Raw genomic sequence first — 14431 nt, forward strand, 5'->3', positions numbered from 1 at the left:
ATTATGTAAACTTAAAAATATGACAACTTCTTGGTTTATTACCACTTCCTATGCTACACTGAAGAGGAATATGAAATAGGAGAGTTGAAGATGCAAGAATATCAGTATCCACTTGATTTAGATTGGACAACAGACGAAATGGTCATTGTAATGAAGATGTGGGAAGATCTGGAACGTGCGAATGAAAAAGGGATAAACAATGAAGCTTTTTTGAAGACTTATCAGCAGTTTAAAACTGTTGTCAAATCCATTGGTGAGGAAAAACGATTGGGACGGGAATTTGAAAAAGCTTCCGGTTATTCTTTATATCGTACAGTGCAGCAAGCAAAAAAAAATCCAAACAAAACTTTGAGAATGAACGGGTGAGATAAATGGAACAGATGATTGATCATATCAAGTCCTGGCTTGAAGAAGCTGGTGAGAAAATCAAATCTTCTCAACAAACATTAACAATCTCGCAAAAATCAAATCGAACGGATCTAGTAACAAATGTCGATCGAAACATCCAGAATTTTCTAATCGAAAAAATCCATTCCTTTGATCCAGAGGCGAAAATATTGGCAGAAGAAGAAGGGTGTAATCAATTATCGGATCTCGATGGAAGAGTCTTTATCATCGATCCTATTGATGGCACCTTGAATTTTGTGATTGAAGGGGAAAATTTTTGTATTATGCTCGCTGTTTATGAATCCGGCGTTGGAAAGCTTGGTTTCATTTATGACGTGATGAGAAATGAACTTTTTTGGGGTGGAAAAGGAATAGGCGTGTATAAAAATGATGAGCCATTGCCTAGACCAGCAAATAAATCCTTATCGGAAGGCTTACTTGGTGTGAATAGTTATCTTTTCGGTCATAATAAATATGGAATCCGAGAAATTGCGGAAAGCAGCATGGGGACACGTATGTACGGATGCGCTGGTCTTGAACTAGTGGCAATCTTGAAAGGAAACCACATTGCTTATATTTCAAACCTTAGCCCTTGGGATTATGCAGCGGGAAATGTCTTATTGGAAGAGTTTGGTATGGTAACAAGCGGTCTTTTTGGTACTCCTTTGACATTTGAAAAAAGGGAATACTATTTAGCAGGGACTTCTTGTGCATATGCAGAAATCGCAGACCTTTTGAAAAAAGAAGGCTGAAAAAAAGGTAGAAATCATTCACAAAAATGATAAAAACGGGCAAAAGATTAATTTTCTCGAAAAAATGAAAACATTTTACTATATTTCATGAAAAAAGTCTGCTATAATTAGCAGTCGAGTAAAATTTGCCCTGCCATAAAGAACCAATAAAAAAGGAGTTAGTTACATTGAATTATAGAAACGATATCCGTAACGTCGCAATTATTGCCCACGTTGACCACGGAAAAACAACATTAGTTGATGAACTATTAAAACAATCAGATACATTAGACGCACATACGCAATTGCAAGAACGTGCGATGGACTCAAATGCGCTAGAAAAAGAACGTGGTATCACGATTTTAGCCAAAAACACAGCTGTAGACTATAAAGGAATTCGCGTAAACATCATGGATACTCCAGGACACGCGGACTTCGGTGGCGAAGTAGAACGGATCATGAAAATGGTTGACGGCGTTGTGTTGGTCGTAGATGCGTATGAAGGAACAATGCCTCAAACACGTTTTGTATTGAAAAAAGCACTGGAACAACATATCACACCAATCGTTGTCGTAAACAAGATTGACAAACCTTCTGCTCGTCCTGAGCATGTCGTAGATGAAGTTCTTGAACTATTCATCGAATTAGGAGCAGATGATGATCAGTTAGACTTTCCTGTGATTTATGCATCTGCACTAAATGGTACGTCAAGCTTGTCAGATGATCCAGCAGATCAAGAACCAACCATGGCACCTATTTTTGATACAATTATTGAAAAAATCCCTGCTCCTGTCGATAACAGCGACGAACCATTACAATTCCAAGTTTCATTACTTGACTACAACGATTATGTAGGTCGTATCGGAATCGGACGTGTATTTAGAGGAACAATCAAAGTAGGAGACCAAGTAGCATTAATTAAATTAGACGGAACAGTTAAGAAATTCCGTGTAACGAAATTATTTGGTTTCTTTGGACTAAAACGTCTAGAGATTCAAGAAGCAAAAGCTGGAGACTTGATTGCTGTCTCAGGTATGGAAGATATCTTTGTCGGTGAAACAGTTACTCCTGTGGATCATCAAGATGCGTTACCTATCCTTCACATTGACGAACCAACATTGCAAATGACTTTCTTAGTTAATAATTCACCATTTGCCGGTCGAGAAGGTAAATTCGTAACCGCTCGTAAGATTGAAGAACGTTTGATGGCAGAACTTCAAACAGATGTATCCTTGCGAGTTGAACCAACAAACTCTCCAGATGCATGGACAGTTTCTGGTCGTGGAGAATTGCATTTGTCTATCTTGATTGAAAACATGCGCCGTGAGGGATACGAATTGCAAGTATCTCGTCCAGAAGTTATTGAAAAAGAAATCGACGGTGTAAAATGCGAACCGTTTGAACGCGTGCAAATCGATACACCAGAAGAATATATGGGTAGTGTTATCGAGTCCTTGAGCTTACGTAAAGGTGAAATGCAAGATATGGTCCATACAGGAAACGGACAAATCCGTTTGACATTCTTAACACCTGCCCGCGGTTTGATTGGTTATTCAACTGAATTCCTTTCAATGACACGTGGTTACGGAATCATGAACCATACTTTTGACCAATATCTGCCAATGCTTCCTGGTCAAATTGGCGGACGTCACCAAGGGGCGCTTGTTTCGATCGATACAGGAAAAGCAACGACTTATTCTATCATGAGTATCGAAGAACGCGGTACAGTCTTCGTAGAACCAGGTACAGAAGTATATGAAGGAATGATTATCGGGGAAAACAGCCGTGATAATGATTTGACTGTCAACATCACGAAAGCAAAACAAATGACAAACGTACGGTCTGCTACTAAAGACCAAACATCTGTCATCAAAAAACCAAAACAATTGACGTTGGAAGAATCTTTGGAATTCTTGAATGATGATGAATATTGCGAAGTAACACCAGAAAGCATTCGCTTGAGAAAACAAATTTTAGAGAAAAATGCTCGTGAAAAAGCATCTAAAAAGAAAAAATAATCTGTAAAAGGATGAAGAGAGAAACCAGCTTGTTATAAAAAATAGCTGGTTTCTTTTTTTGTCCAACTCTTTTCTGTGGAGAAGTCATCTTTGTCAATGGACATAAATTCAGAAAATACGCCAAAAGAGGTTTAAAAGACTTTTAAAAAACTTATTTCTAGAGAGTTTTTGTTTCATAATAAGATAATGTTTCACGAAAGGAGATCAACTTGTCCTTCGAAGAAAATCGAAGTAAAATGGCAAGAGAAAGGAGCGGGAAGATGAACGACTTATTAAAACAATACTTTGGCTATGATGAGTTTAGACCTGGTCAAAAAGAAATTATCCAGAAAGTCATTGATCAGGAAAATGTATTAGGAATCATGCCTACCGGAAGTGGGAAATCAATCTGTTACCAGCTTCCAGCTTTACTGTTAGATGGGCTTACTGTGGTTGTGTCCCCTTTAATCTCTTTGATGAAGGATCAGGTGGACGCGGCGAATCAATTAGGTATACCCGCCACTTTTATCAATAGCTCGTTAGATGGTTACGAAACAGCTAGACGCTTCCAAGAAATCGATAGACAGCAGTACCGTTTACTTTATATCGCTCCTGAACGTTTTATCATGCCAGATTTTATCCAAGCAATGAAGCGATGGAACGTCCGTATGATCGCTATTGACGAGGCACATTGTATCTCTCAGTGGGGGCATGATTTCCGCCCAAGTTATTTACAGATGGCGAACCAGCTAGATCAACTGCCAAATCGTCCTGTAATTGTTGCTTTGACAGCTACAGCGACTGTGCAAGTAGCTGCTGACATAAAAAGACTTTTAAAAATTCCAGAAAACAACCATATTCAGACTGGTTTTGAACGAGAAAATCTACGATTTCAAGTAATTAAAGATCAAAAAAAAGAACAATATCTAATCGAATATTTAAAGATCAACAAAAATCAATCTGGTATCATTTATGCAGCAACGAGAAAAGAAGTAGACCGTCTCTATCATTTGCTTAAAAAATTTGATTTTTCCGTGGGTAGATATCATGGTGGTCTAAATGAGAATGAGCGAACAGAAATGCAAGAAGCCTTTTTATACGATCGCTTGCAGCTGATTGTAGCGACAAATGCATTTGGTATGGGTATAAATAAAAGCAATGTCCGTTTTGTTATCCATTATCAAATTCCTGGCTCTCTAGAAGCATACTATCAGGAAGCTGGTCGGGCGGGAAGAGATGGTCTTTCCAGTGAAGCCATCCTGCTTTTCTCTCCTCAAGATATCCAAGTCCAAAAGTTTTTTATCCAGCAGTCCCAAAGAGAAGAAGGGCAAAAGCAAAAAGAATATGAAAAATTAAAAGCGATGACAGAATACGTGTATATTGAGTCCTGTCTTCAGCAATACATCCTAAACTATTTTGGCGAGACAAGCAGTCCGTGCAACCGTTGTGGTAACTGTTTAGATGACAGAGAAATAGTAGAAGTAACGACAGAAGCACAGATGGTTCTTTCTTGCTTAAAACGTATGGGTGAGAACTATGGTAAACAAATGCTGATGAAAGTCTTAGCAGGATCGAAAGAACAAAAGTTGCAAGCTTTAGGTTTTGGACATTTATCTACCTATGGACTGATGAAAAACCAATCGCAAAAAGAAACGATGCAGTTAATTGAATATTTGATATCGAATGGCTATCTTCTGACCATCAATGGTGAGTATCCTGTTTTGAAAGTAACAGAAAGAGGGATACAAGTATTGAAAGGACAAGAATCTGTTTATCGAAAGGAACCCAAGAAAGTCCAGCAGCTATCGGATGAAGAAACCGATACACTATTTGAAATGCTGCGGGAACTGCGAACGGATCTAGCATCAGAAGCAGGCGTTCCCCCGTATGTCGTATTTTCAGATTCCACATTGAAAGAAATGAGCCGAATACGTCCATCAAGCAGATTGGAGATGCTTCAGATAAAAGGAGTTGGCCAAAGCAAGCTTGATAAATATGGCGAAGCCTTTTTATCTCGGATAAAAAATGCGGACTCTAACGTTCTGGATAAGTAGAAAGAACGAATACGTAAAAATGAATAAAAACAACTGGTTAAATCTGTTTTTTTTGCTCCTTATGAAAATCAAATATGTTATAATTAAGGAATTAGAATGGGAGGTAAGCACAGATGGATTCTTTGTCGAAAAAACTTGCGATCCAAGTATTAAATGATGAAGCAGAACGGATCAAACGATTAATCCGAAATCAAAACAACAGTCTCTGTATCTCACAATGCAAAGCCTTCGAAGAAGTGGTAGATACACAGATGTACGGCTTTTCCCGGCAAGTCGGTTTTGCTGTCCGTATAGGAGTAATCGGAAAGAACGAGGGCCAGCTGATGTTAAGTGAGCTAGAACGAGAATTGAATCAGTTATATAGTGAGGTTTACCAAGAAAATTATGATAAAAAAGAAGTTGGCAAGGAGGAATAGACTTGCCTAAGAAAGTGAAAAAAAGGCATCTATTAGACTATAGCATCTTGATTCCCTATTTAATTTTATGTGTATTGGGATTGATCATGGTATATAGTTCTACGTCGTATCTATTATTAGAAAACGGACAAAATCCGTCCGCATCAGTCATTAACCAGAGTATTTTTTGGGTGCTTAGCTTGATTGCTATCGCACTACTTTATAAAATGAAAACAGATGTTTTGAAAAACCAGCGTTTGATCATGGCAGCCATCGCAGTTTTGACGATTTTGCTGCTGATTGTTGTGTTTTTTGGTAAGGAGATCAATGGGGCGAAAGGTTGGCTGCAAATTGCAGGATTCTCGATCCAACCTGCCGAATACCTAAAAATCATTTCTATCTGGTACCTGTCTCTGACTTTATCTAAAAGACAAAACAGTGTACAAAAAGATTTTCTTGGGACTGTGAAACGTCCACTTGCAATGGTTATCGGACTTACTGCATTAGTCGCTATTCTTCCCGATTTTGGTAATGCGGCAGTTATCTTTTTGATTATTTTGGTTCTGCTTTTAGCCAGCGGAGTCAATTATGTGTATACTTTGATTGTAGGAGTAGGAGGCTTTTGTCTAAGTACTTTTACGATCTGGCTGATCAATATCACAAACGGAAAGATCTTACCTGGACGTTTACAGTATATCTATAATCGATTTGCTATTTACCAAAATCCTTTCTCAGACGAATTAAATAAAGGGCATCAACTAGTCAACGGCTACTATGCCATGTTCAACGGAGGACTATTTGGCAGGGGATTAGGTAACAGTATCCAGAAAAAAGGATTTTTACAAGAAGCACAAACCGATTTTATTTATGCAATCGTAGTGGAAGAACTGGGAGTGATTATGGGGATTTTGATATTAGCGTTGCTATTCTTTATGATTGTGCGCATTGTCCTTGTAGGTATCCGTTCAAAAGATCCGTTCAATTCGCTTTTGTGCATTGGGATCGGCGCAATGTTTTTGATCCAAGTATTTGTCAATCTTGGAGGAATTACTGGTGTTATTCCTTTGACAGGGATCACGTTCCCATTTTTAAGTCAAGGAGGCTCCAGTTTGCTGATGCTTTCGATTTGTGTCGGCTTTGTCCTCAACATCAGTGCGGATGAAAAACGCAAGAGCTTAGGTTTATAATAAAAAAAGATGTAGGAGTGGTTCGATGAAAAAAGTTTTAGTTGCTAACAGGGGTGAAATCGCTGTACGTGTATTTCGTGCTTGTACAGAATTAGGAATTAAAACTGTTGGAATCTATGCAGAAGAAGATGAATATTCCGTACACCGTTTCAAAGCGGATGAAGCATATTTAGTAGGACAAGGAAAAAAACCGATTGATGCGTATCTAGATATTGAAGGGATCATTTCTATCGCGAAAGAATGCGGAGCTGACGCTATTCATCCGGGTTACGGTCTTTTGTCGGAAAACTTGAATTTTGCGCAACGGTGCGAAGAAGAAGGCATCATTTTTGTTGGACCCAAACTGCATCATTTAGATATTTTTGGAGATAAAATCAAAGCAAAAGCTGCAGCTATCGAAGCGGGGATTGCTTCGATTCCAGGCACAGATGGACCAATCGCTTCTATAGACGATGCCTTGGAGTTTGCGAAACAATACGGTTATCCGATTATGATCAAGGCAGCTCTAGGTGGCGGCGGACGCGGCATGCGTGTAGCTCACGATGAAAAGAGTGCAAGAGAGGGCTACGAACGTGCGAAAAGCGAAGCAAAAGCAGCCTTTGGTAGTGATGAAGTGTATGTTGAAAAATACATCGCTAATCCTAAACATATCGAAGTACAGATTCTCGGGGATACGCATGGAAACGTCATCCATCTTTTTGAAAGAGATTGTTCTGTTCAGCGCCGTCACCAAAAAGTAGTAGAAGTAGCGCCTTGTGTCTCTATGAATGAACAGCAACGTCAAAAAATCTGCCAGGCAGCTGTCCAATTGATGAAATATGTCGGGTATGTCAACGCAGGTACAGTAGAATTTCTTGTTGAAGGAGATGATTTTTACTTTATCGAAGTCAACCCTCGCGTCCAAGTGGAACATACGATCACAGAAATGATTACAGATATTGATATCGTAACAACGCAACTGTTGATTGCTCAAGGTTTGGATCTGCATAAAGAAATCGGATTGCCTCAGCAAGAAGGAATTAAATTAAATGGTTCAGCCATTCAATGCCGAATCACTACAGAAGACCCGTTGAATAACTTTTTACCAGACACAGGGAAAATCGATACGTATCGTTCACCTGGTGGTTTTGGCGTACGTCTGGATGTCGGAAATGCTTACGCGGGCTATGTAGTGACACCGTATTTTGATTCATTGCTAGTAAAAGTATGTACGCATGGTGCTACTTTTGAAACAGCCATTCAGAAAATGGAACGTTGCTTGAAAGAATTTAGAATCCGTGGAGTGAAAACAAACATTCCATTTATGCTCAATGTCATCACACATCCTGAATTCCAATCAGGAAATGCAAAAACAACCTTCATTGATAGTACAGCAACATTATTTGAATTTCCTCGACTACGAGACCGCGGAAACAAAACGATGAAATATATCGGTGAAATTACTGTGAATGGTTTTCCAGGTATCGAAAGTGGCGAAAAACCATTTTATGAAGAACCACGTATGCCTAAAGATCTAATCACAAGAACTGATTACGTAACGGCTAAGAATGTATTAGATGCGAAGGGTGCCGATGCTTTGGTCGAATGGATCAAAGGACAGGAAAATTTGTTGTTGACGGATACGACATTTAGAGACGCCCATCAAAGTCTGCTAGCAACTCGTGTTCGGACAAAGGATTTCAAGCAGATTGCACGTTTGACTGGAGAAGGTCTTCCTGAACTCTTTTCAAGTGAGATGTGGGGGGGAGCAACATTTGATGTGGCTTACCGCTTTTTGAATGAAGATCCTTGGCAACGGTTGAGAAAAATTCGTTCTTTAATGCCTAATACGTTGCTGCAAATGCTTTTCAGAGGTTCAAATGCCGTTGGGTATTCTAATTATCCTGACAATGTATTGGTGGAATTTGTCAAAGAAGCAGCAGCGCAAGGAATCGATGTATTTCGAATCTTTGATAGTTTGAACTGGACTCCACAAATGGAAAAAAGTATCCAAGCTGTACGGGATACTGGTAAAATCGCAGAGGCAGCTATTTGCTATACTGGCGATATCAACGATCCAAGTCGGGCAAAATACAATGTTCAGTATTATAAAGACATGGCAAAGGAACTAGAACAACTGGGTGCGCATATCATTGCAATCAAAGATATGGCTGGGCTGCTTAAACCGCAGGCAGCTTATCGTTTGATTAGTGAATTGAAAGAAACGACAGATCTGCCAATCCATCTGCATACTCATGACACCAGCGGGAATGGAATCATCACTTATTCTGCTGCTTCAAAAGCAGGAGTAGACATCGTTGACGTGGCAATGAGTGCAATGAGTGGGAATACTAGTCAGCCTAGCATGAGCAGCTTGTATTATGCACTGGTCAATGGTCCACGGCTGCCAGAAATCACGATTGAAAATGCACAGAAATTAAACCATTATTGGGAAGATGTGCGCATGTATTACAAACCGTTTGAAAACGGCTTGAATGCTCCTGAAACAGAAGTATATATGCATGAAATGCCAGGAGGACAGTATTCGAATCTACAGCAACAGGCAAAAGCTGTCGGATTAGGTCATCGCTGGGATGAAATCAAACAAATGTATCATACTGTCAACTTGATGTTTGGCGATATCGTTAAAGTAACTCCATCATCTAAAGTAGTTGGAGATATGGCACTATTTATGGTCCAAAATGATCTTACAGAAGAAGATATTTATGAAAAAGGCGAAACACTAAGTTTCCCTGAATCTGTTGTGACTTTCTTCCAAGGAGAACTAGGGCAACCCGTTGGCGGATTTCCTAAAAAATTGCAAAAGATTATTCTTAAAGGCAGACCTGCATTGAATGAACGTCCAGGTCTTTTGGCTGAATCAGTCGACTTCAACGAAGTAAAAAAAGAATTGGCAGAAAAAATTGGCTATGAACCAAAACAAGACGAAGTATTAAGCTATTTGATGTATCCGCAAGTCTTTTTGGACTATCAAAAAGCATATAATCAATTTGGCGATGTTACATTACTGGACACACCAACATTTTTCCAAGGTATACGTTTGGGTGAAACAATCAATGTACAAATCGAACGCGGAAAAACGCTTATCATTCGTTTAGATGAAATCGGAGAACCCGATATCGAAGGGAATCGCGTACTGTTCTTCAATTTGAATGGACAAAGACGTGAAATCACTATCAAAGATAATTCGATCATCAGTACGGTCCAAACCCGATTGAAAGCTGAACCGACAAACCGAGAACAAATTGGAGCAACGATGTCTGGTTCTGTTTTGGATGTATTAGTGAAAAAAGGCGATAACGTTAAAAAAGGTGATACGTTGATGATTACTGAAGCGATGAAAATGGAAACGGCCATCGAAGCACGTTTTGACGGAGAAGTCGCACATGTATATGTGTCTTCAGGAGACACTATTTCGTCTGGTGACCTTTTGATTGAAGTGACTGAGAAATAATAAGCGAAAGGTGGGGAAACATGAAAAGACTGGGTTTGTTTTGGCTGATTCTGCTATTAGTTATTGTGGCATTCTACATGGAACCAGTCTTGTTTCCGCCAAAACTTGAAGTGAAGGAAAACTCTGATCAACAAATATCAAACCAAATGACAACGTGGAAATACCAGGAGCTTAAAGCAACTGGTTTTTCTACTTATATCGGAAAACCGATCGATCAGCTGGAAAAGGATTTTGGCCAAGCCTATGATCGATTAACTAGCGGATTTGGTTTTGAAACAAGATATTATGAAAATAAAGCTAGTCATCTCACATTTGAAGCGAACATCCAAGACAGCAGAGTCACAACTGTTAAAGTACTGCAAACAGGGCCTGCTGATATCGCGCCGTTTTATTTAGGGATGACGATGCAAGATCTTACGAAAATTACTACTATCTATACTAATTTCACTTTTGAGTACCATGATACAGAAGTTGGAATCGAACTAATGGAAGAGGATATGAATTACCGTCCGCTAATTGCTTTTGATAACGACACTTTTGCTATTTTATTTTTTGATCAAACAACAAACGGCCTATTTTCAGTTGTGTATTTAGATAAAGATAGTCTTTTGAAACTATTGCCATATCAAGTGTTTGGTGAAGGCCTTCCACATTATCAAGCAGATAAATCGGCTGATTGGGAATCAATCAATCGCGTTAAAGAACGAAAAAGTACGACTTTATTAAATATGCTTAGAAGAGAAGACGAACTTCCCATATACAATCAAACACTTGCCTTTCAAAACCACAGTCAGCTGCTACTACATGATTTTTTGACAAGGCCTGAGGAAATATTGTCAGAGGAACGTATGGCTGATTGGCAAAAATCGCTAGGCAGTGCTCAAACGACAGTGAAATTCTCACTGACGAATGATGAATTGGAAAAGTTAATCAGTAAACAAAAATTAGAAAATACTAGTGGGCTATTTATTCATCCGGCGATCGACGCTACTTTTTCGTTTTTATATTGGTACAGCGATCCTTACAACCATGACCGTTTCATGGACCCGGGAACGGATTCTGTAGGCATTGCTTTTTCTAAAGAAAATATGTTAGTCTTATTGCAAGAAGAAAACGGAGAAAGTAGTGATAGCAGTGATCGTTAACGAAGAGCTGTTTCAACTGGAGGATCAATGCCTCCAAGTCGCTGAAATGATAAAAAAGAGTAAAACGATGGCTTCTTATCTCGAACATAAACAGTCAATGGAAGAATCTGCAAAAGTTTGCCAGTTGAAAGAAGCGTTCTTGTCTAAGAAAGAAGCATTTGAAAATGTAGCGGCATATGGTGAGTATGCACCTGATTATCGTGAAAAAAAACGAGCTGTTCGAAAAGCAAAAAGACAGCTTGATATGGATGAGCATGTTGCAGCTTTCCGATATAGTGAAACACAGCTGCAAAGTCTGTTGGATCAAATTGTCCAAGTACTTGCCGAAGAAGTTTCTAATGAAATCAAAGTAGATGCAGGTAGCCCGTTTTTTGAAACGAAAAAACACTTTGGATGCGGAGGTAATTGTCATGCAATTAGACAATAGTGAATTTGAAATAACAAAACGACGCGGGCTGATCGTATGGGTCTACAGCTTAAAACAATTAAAGAATCTGAAAAAGTTCGGCTTGTTGCATTATGTCTCAAGAAGAATGAAATATGTCGTGCTTTACTTAAATGAAGAGACATTTGAAGAAACAGAAGAACGAATCCGTAAATTACATTTTGTTCGAAACGTAGAACGTTCTTACCGACCGGATATCGAAATGAATTTTGCCGAAAAAATAGGAAACAAAACAGTATTAAAAGACGAAGGTTTCGAAATCGAAGAGCTAAATACAGAAATCCGATTAGCTGAACATCTTTAAAAATCTCTTATGAGCAGTTTTTAAATAAAAAATAACTTGGATAACGATCGATTTTTGATCATTGTCCAAGTATTTTTTTGTCTTTTTTTTGGTATACTAGTACCAGTACCATTTCTAAGGAGTGAGTAGATGCGGATAATATCAGGAAATTATGGCGGGCGCCGTTTAAAAAGTTTAGCAGGGGCGAACACCAGACCAACTACAGATAAAGTAAAAGAATCCATATTCAATATGATTGGACCATATTTTGATGGAGAGACAGTATTGGATCTGTTTGCAGGAAGCGGTGGTTTAGCTATCGAAGCAGTATCTAGAGGCTGCAGTCATGCGGTATGCGTAGACAAAAATTACCAAGCGCTAAAAATCATCAAAGTAAACATCGAAATTACGAAAGAACCAGAGAAATTTACCACAATAAAACTTGATGCGGACAAAGCAATCGAACGGCTAGCAGCGGAGAAACAACAATTCGACTACTTGTTTCTTGATCCGCCATATGCAAAACAAAAAATAATCGATCAAATCCATAAAATGGAAGAACTGGGACTTTTTTCTAAAACCGCAGTTATCGTATGCGAAACGGATAAAACAGTCGAATTGCCAGAAACTGTGGCTGGATTCCATCAAATAAGAAAACAGATTTATGGCATAACGGCCGTAACTATCTATAGAAAAGAGGGAAATCAATGAAACGTGCATTATTCCCAGGAAGTTTTGATCCTTTTACAAAAGGTCACTTAGATACGGTGGAACGTGCGGCTAAATTATTCGATGAGGTAGTAATTGGTGTTTTTATCAATACTTCAAAGAAAAGTTTGTTTCCCCCAGAAGAAAGAATGACATTGATCACAAAAGCTGTTTCTCATCTTCCTAATGTAAAAGTCATGCATCAAGAAAATCAATTGACGGTAGAAACAGCAAAAGAGATTGGTGCAGATGCGTTGATCAGAGGCATACGAAGTATCAAAGACTTTGAATATGAACGAGAGATTGCTCAGATGAATCATCATCTATATGATGAATTGGAAACTGTCTTCTTATTAGCAAAACCAGAATATAGTCACGTGAGTTCCAGTATTTTAAAAGAAGTACTGCACTTTGGCGGAGATGTGAGCAGCTACTTACCGCCAGTGATCAACGAAGCTTTAGCTGGAAAGCGTGAATCAAATGAAAGCTAAACAATGGTTGAAAACAGTACTAATTATCATATTTGGAATGTTGATCATTGGATTTGTAGTAGTTCCCTTGCCGTATTATGTAGAATCACCGGGAGCCACGATCGATCTGAAAGAACTAATTACGGTCAATGATAAGGAAGATAAAGGTTCTGGGTCTTTCTCTCTTACCTCTGTTGGTATCAGGCAAGCTACAGGTTTCTTAGCTTTAAAAGCTAAAATGACCCCTTTTGAAGAATTGATCAGTGAAGAAGAATTGACTGGTGGGGCGACAAATGAAGAATATAATCAAATGCAGCAGTATTATATGGATTCTTCCCAAAATGCAGCAATCGAACAAGCGTTAAAACTTGCAGACAAGCCTTATAAAATGGAATTCAAAGGCGTATATGTCATGAGTGTAGAGAAAACATCGAATTTCTTTGGCAAGCTTTCAGTTGGAGATACAGTAACAAAAGTAGACGGGAAAAGCTTTCAAAGTACAGAAGCATTTATGGATTATGTAAAAAGCCAAAAAGTTGGACAAACAATCGAAATCAGTTATTTGCATAATGGTGAAGAAAAAACAGCTTCTGGTGATCTGATCGAGTTACCAACAGATAAAAAGGCAGGAATAGGTATCACGCTTACTGACCATACCGAGATCGAATCAGATACAGATGTTCGTATTAATTCTGGCTCTATCGGTGGGCCATCAGCGGGATTGATGTTCACTTTAGAAATCTATGAACAAGTCACTGGTAAAAACTTGCGACATGGTAAGCAAATTGCAGGAACTGGAACGATCAACAGTGAAGGAGAAGTTGGCCGAATCGGAGGAATCGATAAAAAAGTGGCAAGTGCGGATAAAGCTGGCGTAGAGATTTTCTTTGCACCAGATGATACGATTTCAGACGATGTTAAGAAAGAATATCCTGAAATAAAAACCAACTACGAAGAAGCAAAAGCTGCCGCTAAAAAATTGAATTCCTCAATGAAAATCGTACCAGTAAAAACAGTACAAGAAGCGCTTGACTATCTAGAGAAAATGAAATGAAACTAAATAATTAAAGAGGGGTTGTGACACGAGTTCTGTCACACCCCCTCTTTTTCGTCAAAAATCTTCACGATAAAAATAAAAACAAAAGAAAAAATTGACGTAATTAGATGTTGAAGGG

At 38.7% G+C, this 14431-nt stretch carries 13 protein-coding genes; all 13 read left to right on the forward strand.

All coding sequences use genetic code 11. The features are described 5' to 3' along the window. Window positions 1-90: 90 nt before the first annotated feature. The 13 genes from IGL15_RS06335 (at window position 91) to IGL15_RS06395 (ending at window position 14310) form a co-directional block, all read left to right on the forward strand. The gene (locus tag IGL15_RS06335; RefSeq protein WP_002292206.1) at window positions 91-366 is read left to right on the forward strand and encodes a UPF0223 family protein; all 276 of its coding nucleotides are present in this window, start codon (window positions 91-93) and stop codon (window positions 364-366) included. 5 nt (window positions 367-371) lie between these two features. Further along, window positions 372-1139, forward strand: a complete 768-nt coding sequence (locus tag IGL15_RS06340) for an inositol monophosphatase family protein (RefSeq protein ID WP_002295483.1) — start codon at window positions 372-374, stop codon at window positions 1137-1139. Window positions 1140-1306: 167 nt separating this feature from the next. Continuing rightward, window positions 1307-3136 (forward strand): translational GTPase TypA, encoded by a 1830-nt coding sequence (gene typA / locus IGL15_RS06345; RefSeq protein ID WP_002288735.1) that lies wholly within the window; start codon window positions 1307-1309, stop codon window positions 3134-3136. A gap of 260 nt (window positions 3137-3396) precedes the next feature. After that, on the forward strand, window positions 3397-5169 hold the full coding sequence (gene recQ / locus IGL15_RS06350; protein WP_104765186.1) for a DNA helicase RecQ: 1773 nt from the start codon (window positions 3397-3399) through the stop codon (window positions 5167-5169). 113 nt (window positions 5170-5282) lie between these two features. Beyond that, on the forward strand, window positions 5283-5585 hold the full coding sequence (locus IGL15_RS06355) for a YlaN family protein (RefSeq protein WP_002298990.1): 303 nt from the start codon (window positions 5283-5285) through the stop codon (window positions 5583-5585). Window positions 5586-5587: 2 nt separating this feature from the next. Next, window positions 5588-6751: an FtsW/RodA/SpoVE family cell cycle protein gene (locus IGL15_RS06360; protein WP_002288740.1), complete on the forward strand. Its 1164-nt coding sequence runs from the start codon at window positions 5588-5590 to the stop codon at window positions 6749-6751. Between the two features lie 25 nt (window positions 6752-6776). After that, the gene (locus IGL15_RS06365; protein WP_002288741.1) at window positions 6777-10205 is read left to right on the forward strand and encodes a pyruvate carboxylase; all 3429 of its coding nucleotides are present in this window, start codon (window positions 6777-6779) and stop codon (window positions 10203-10205) included. A 20-nt stretch (window positions 10206-10225) separates the two neighbouring features. Further along, window positions 10226-11350, forward strand: coding sequence for a CAP-associated domain-containing protein (locus IGL15_RS06370; protein WP_002295486.1), 1125 nt, complete (start codon window positions 10226-10228; stop codon window positions 11348-11350). After that, the gene (locus tag IGL15_RS06375; protein ID WP_002295488.1) at window positions 11331-11777 is read left to right on the forward strand and encodes a YlbF family regulator; all 447 of its coding nucleotides are present in this window, start codon (window positions 11331-11333) and stop codon (window positions 11775-11777) included. The genes IGL15_RS06370 and IGL15_RS06375 overlap by 20 nt, the downstream gene beginning before the upstream one ends. Then, a complete protein-coding gene (locus IGL15_RS06380) occupies window positions 11761-12099 on the forward strand; it encodes a YlbG family protein (RefSeq protein ID WP_002295490.1) in 339 nt (112 codons plus the stop codon). The genes IGL15_RS06375 and IGL15_RS06380 overlap by 17 nt, the downstream gene beginning before the upstream one ends. 129 nt (window positions 12100-12228) lie before the next feature. Further along, window positions 12229-12789, forward strand: a complete 561-nt coding sequence (gene rsmD, locus IGL15_RS06385; RefSeq protein WP_104765181.1) for a 16S rRNA (guanine(966)-N(2))-methyltransferase RsmD — start codon at window positions 12229-12231, stop codon at window positions 12787-12789. Further along, a complete protein-coding gene (gene coaD, locus IGL15_RS06390; RefSeq protein ID WP_002295492.1) occupies window positions 12786-13277 on the forward strand; it encodes a pantetheine-phosphate adenylyltransferase in 492 nt (163 codons plus the stop codon). Before rsmD ends, coaD begins: the two co-directional genes overlap by 4 nt. After that, window positions 13267-14310, forward strand: coding sequence for a SepM family pheromone-processing serine protease (locus IGL15_RS06395; protein ID WP_002295493.1), 1044 nt, complete (start codon window positions 13267-13269; stop codon window positions 14308-14310). Before coaD ends, IGL15_RS06395 begins: the two co-directional genes overlap by 11 nt. Window positions 14311-14431: the final 121 nt, after the last annotated feature.

Source organism: Enterococcus sp. DIV0436a (assembly GCF_051711605.1).
In the GTDB taxonomy this organism is placed as follows: Bacteria; Bacillota; Bacilli; order Lactobacillales; family Enterococcaceae; genus Enterococcus_B; species Enterococcus_B faecium.

What these genes read in the sequence shown, in the direction of transcription:
- IGL15_RS06335 (WP_002292206.1), top strand. Translation starts at nt 91, where the DNA reads ATGCAAGAATATCAGTATCCACTTGATTTAGATTGGACAACAGACGAA.
- IGL15_RS06340 (WP_002295483.1), top strand. Translation starts at nt 372, where the DNA reads ATGGAACAGATGATTGATCATATCAAGTCCTGGCTTGAAGAAGCTGGT.
- recQ (WP_104765186.1), top strand. Translation starts at nt 3,397, where the DNA reads ATGAACGACTTATTAAAACAATACTTTGGCTATGATGAGTTTAGACCT.
- IGL15_RS06355 (WP_002298990.1), top strand. Translation starts at nt 5,283, where the DNA reads ATGGATTCTTTGTCGAAAAAACTTGCGATCCAAGTATTAAATGATGAA.
- IGL15_RS06365 (WP_002288741.1), top strand. Translation starts at nt 6,777, where the DNA reads ATGAAAAAAGTTTTAGTTGCTAACAGGGGTGAAATCGCTGTACGTGTA.
- IGL15_RS06370 (WP_002295486.1), top strand. Translation starts at nt 10,226, where the DNA reads ATGAAAAGACTGGGTTTGTTTTGGCTGATTCTGCTATTAGTTATTGTG.
- IGL15_RS06380 (WP_002295490.1), top strand. Translation starts at nt 11,761, where the DNA reads ATGCAATTAGACAATAGTGAATTTGAAATAACAAAACGACGCGGGCTG.
- rsmD (WP_104765181.1), top strand. Translation starts at nt 12,229, where the DNA reads ATGCGGATAATATCAGGAAATTATGGCGGGCGCCGTTTAAAAAGTTTA.
- coaD (WP_002295492.1), top strand. Translation starts at nt 12,786, where the DNA reads ATGAAACGTGCATTATTCCCAGGAAGTTTTGATCCTTTTACAAAAGGT.
- IGL15_RS06395 (WP_002295493.1), top strand. Translation starts at nt 13,267, where the DNA reads ATGAAAGCTAAACAATGGTTGAAAACAGTACTAATTATCATATTTGGA.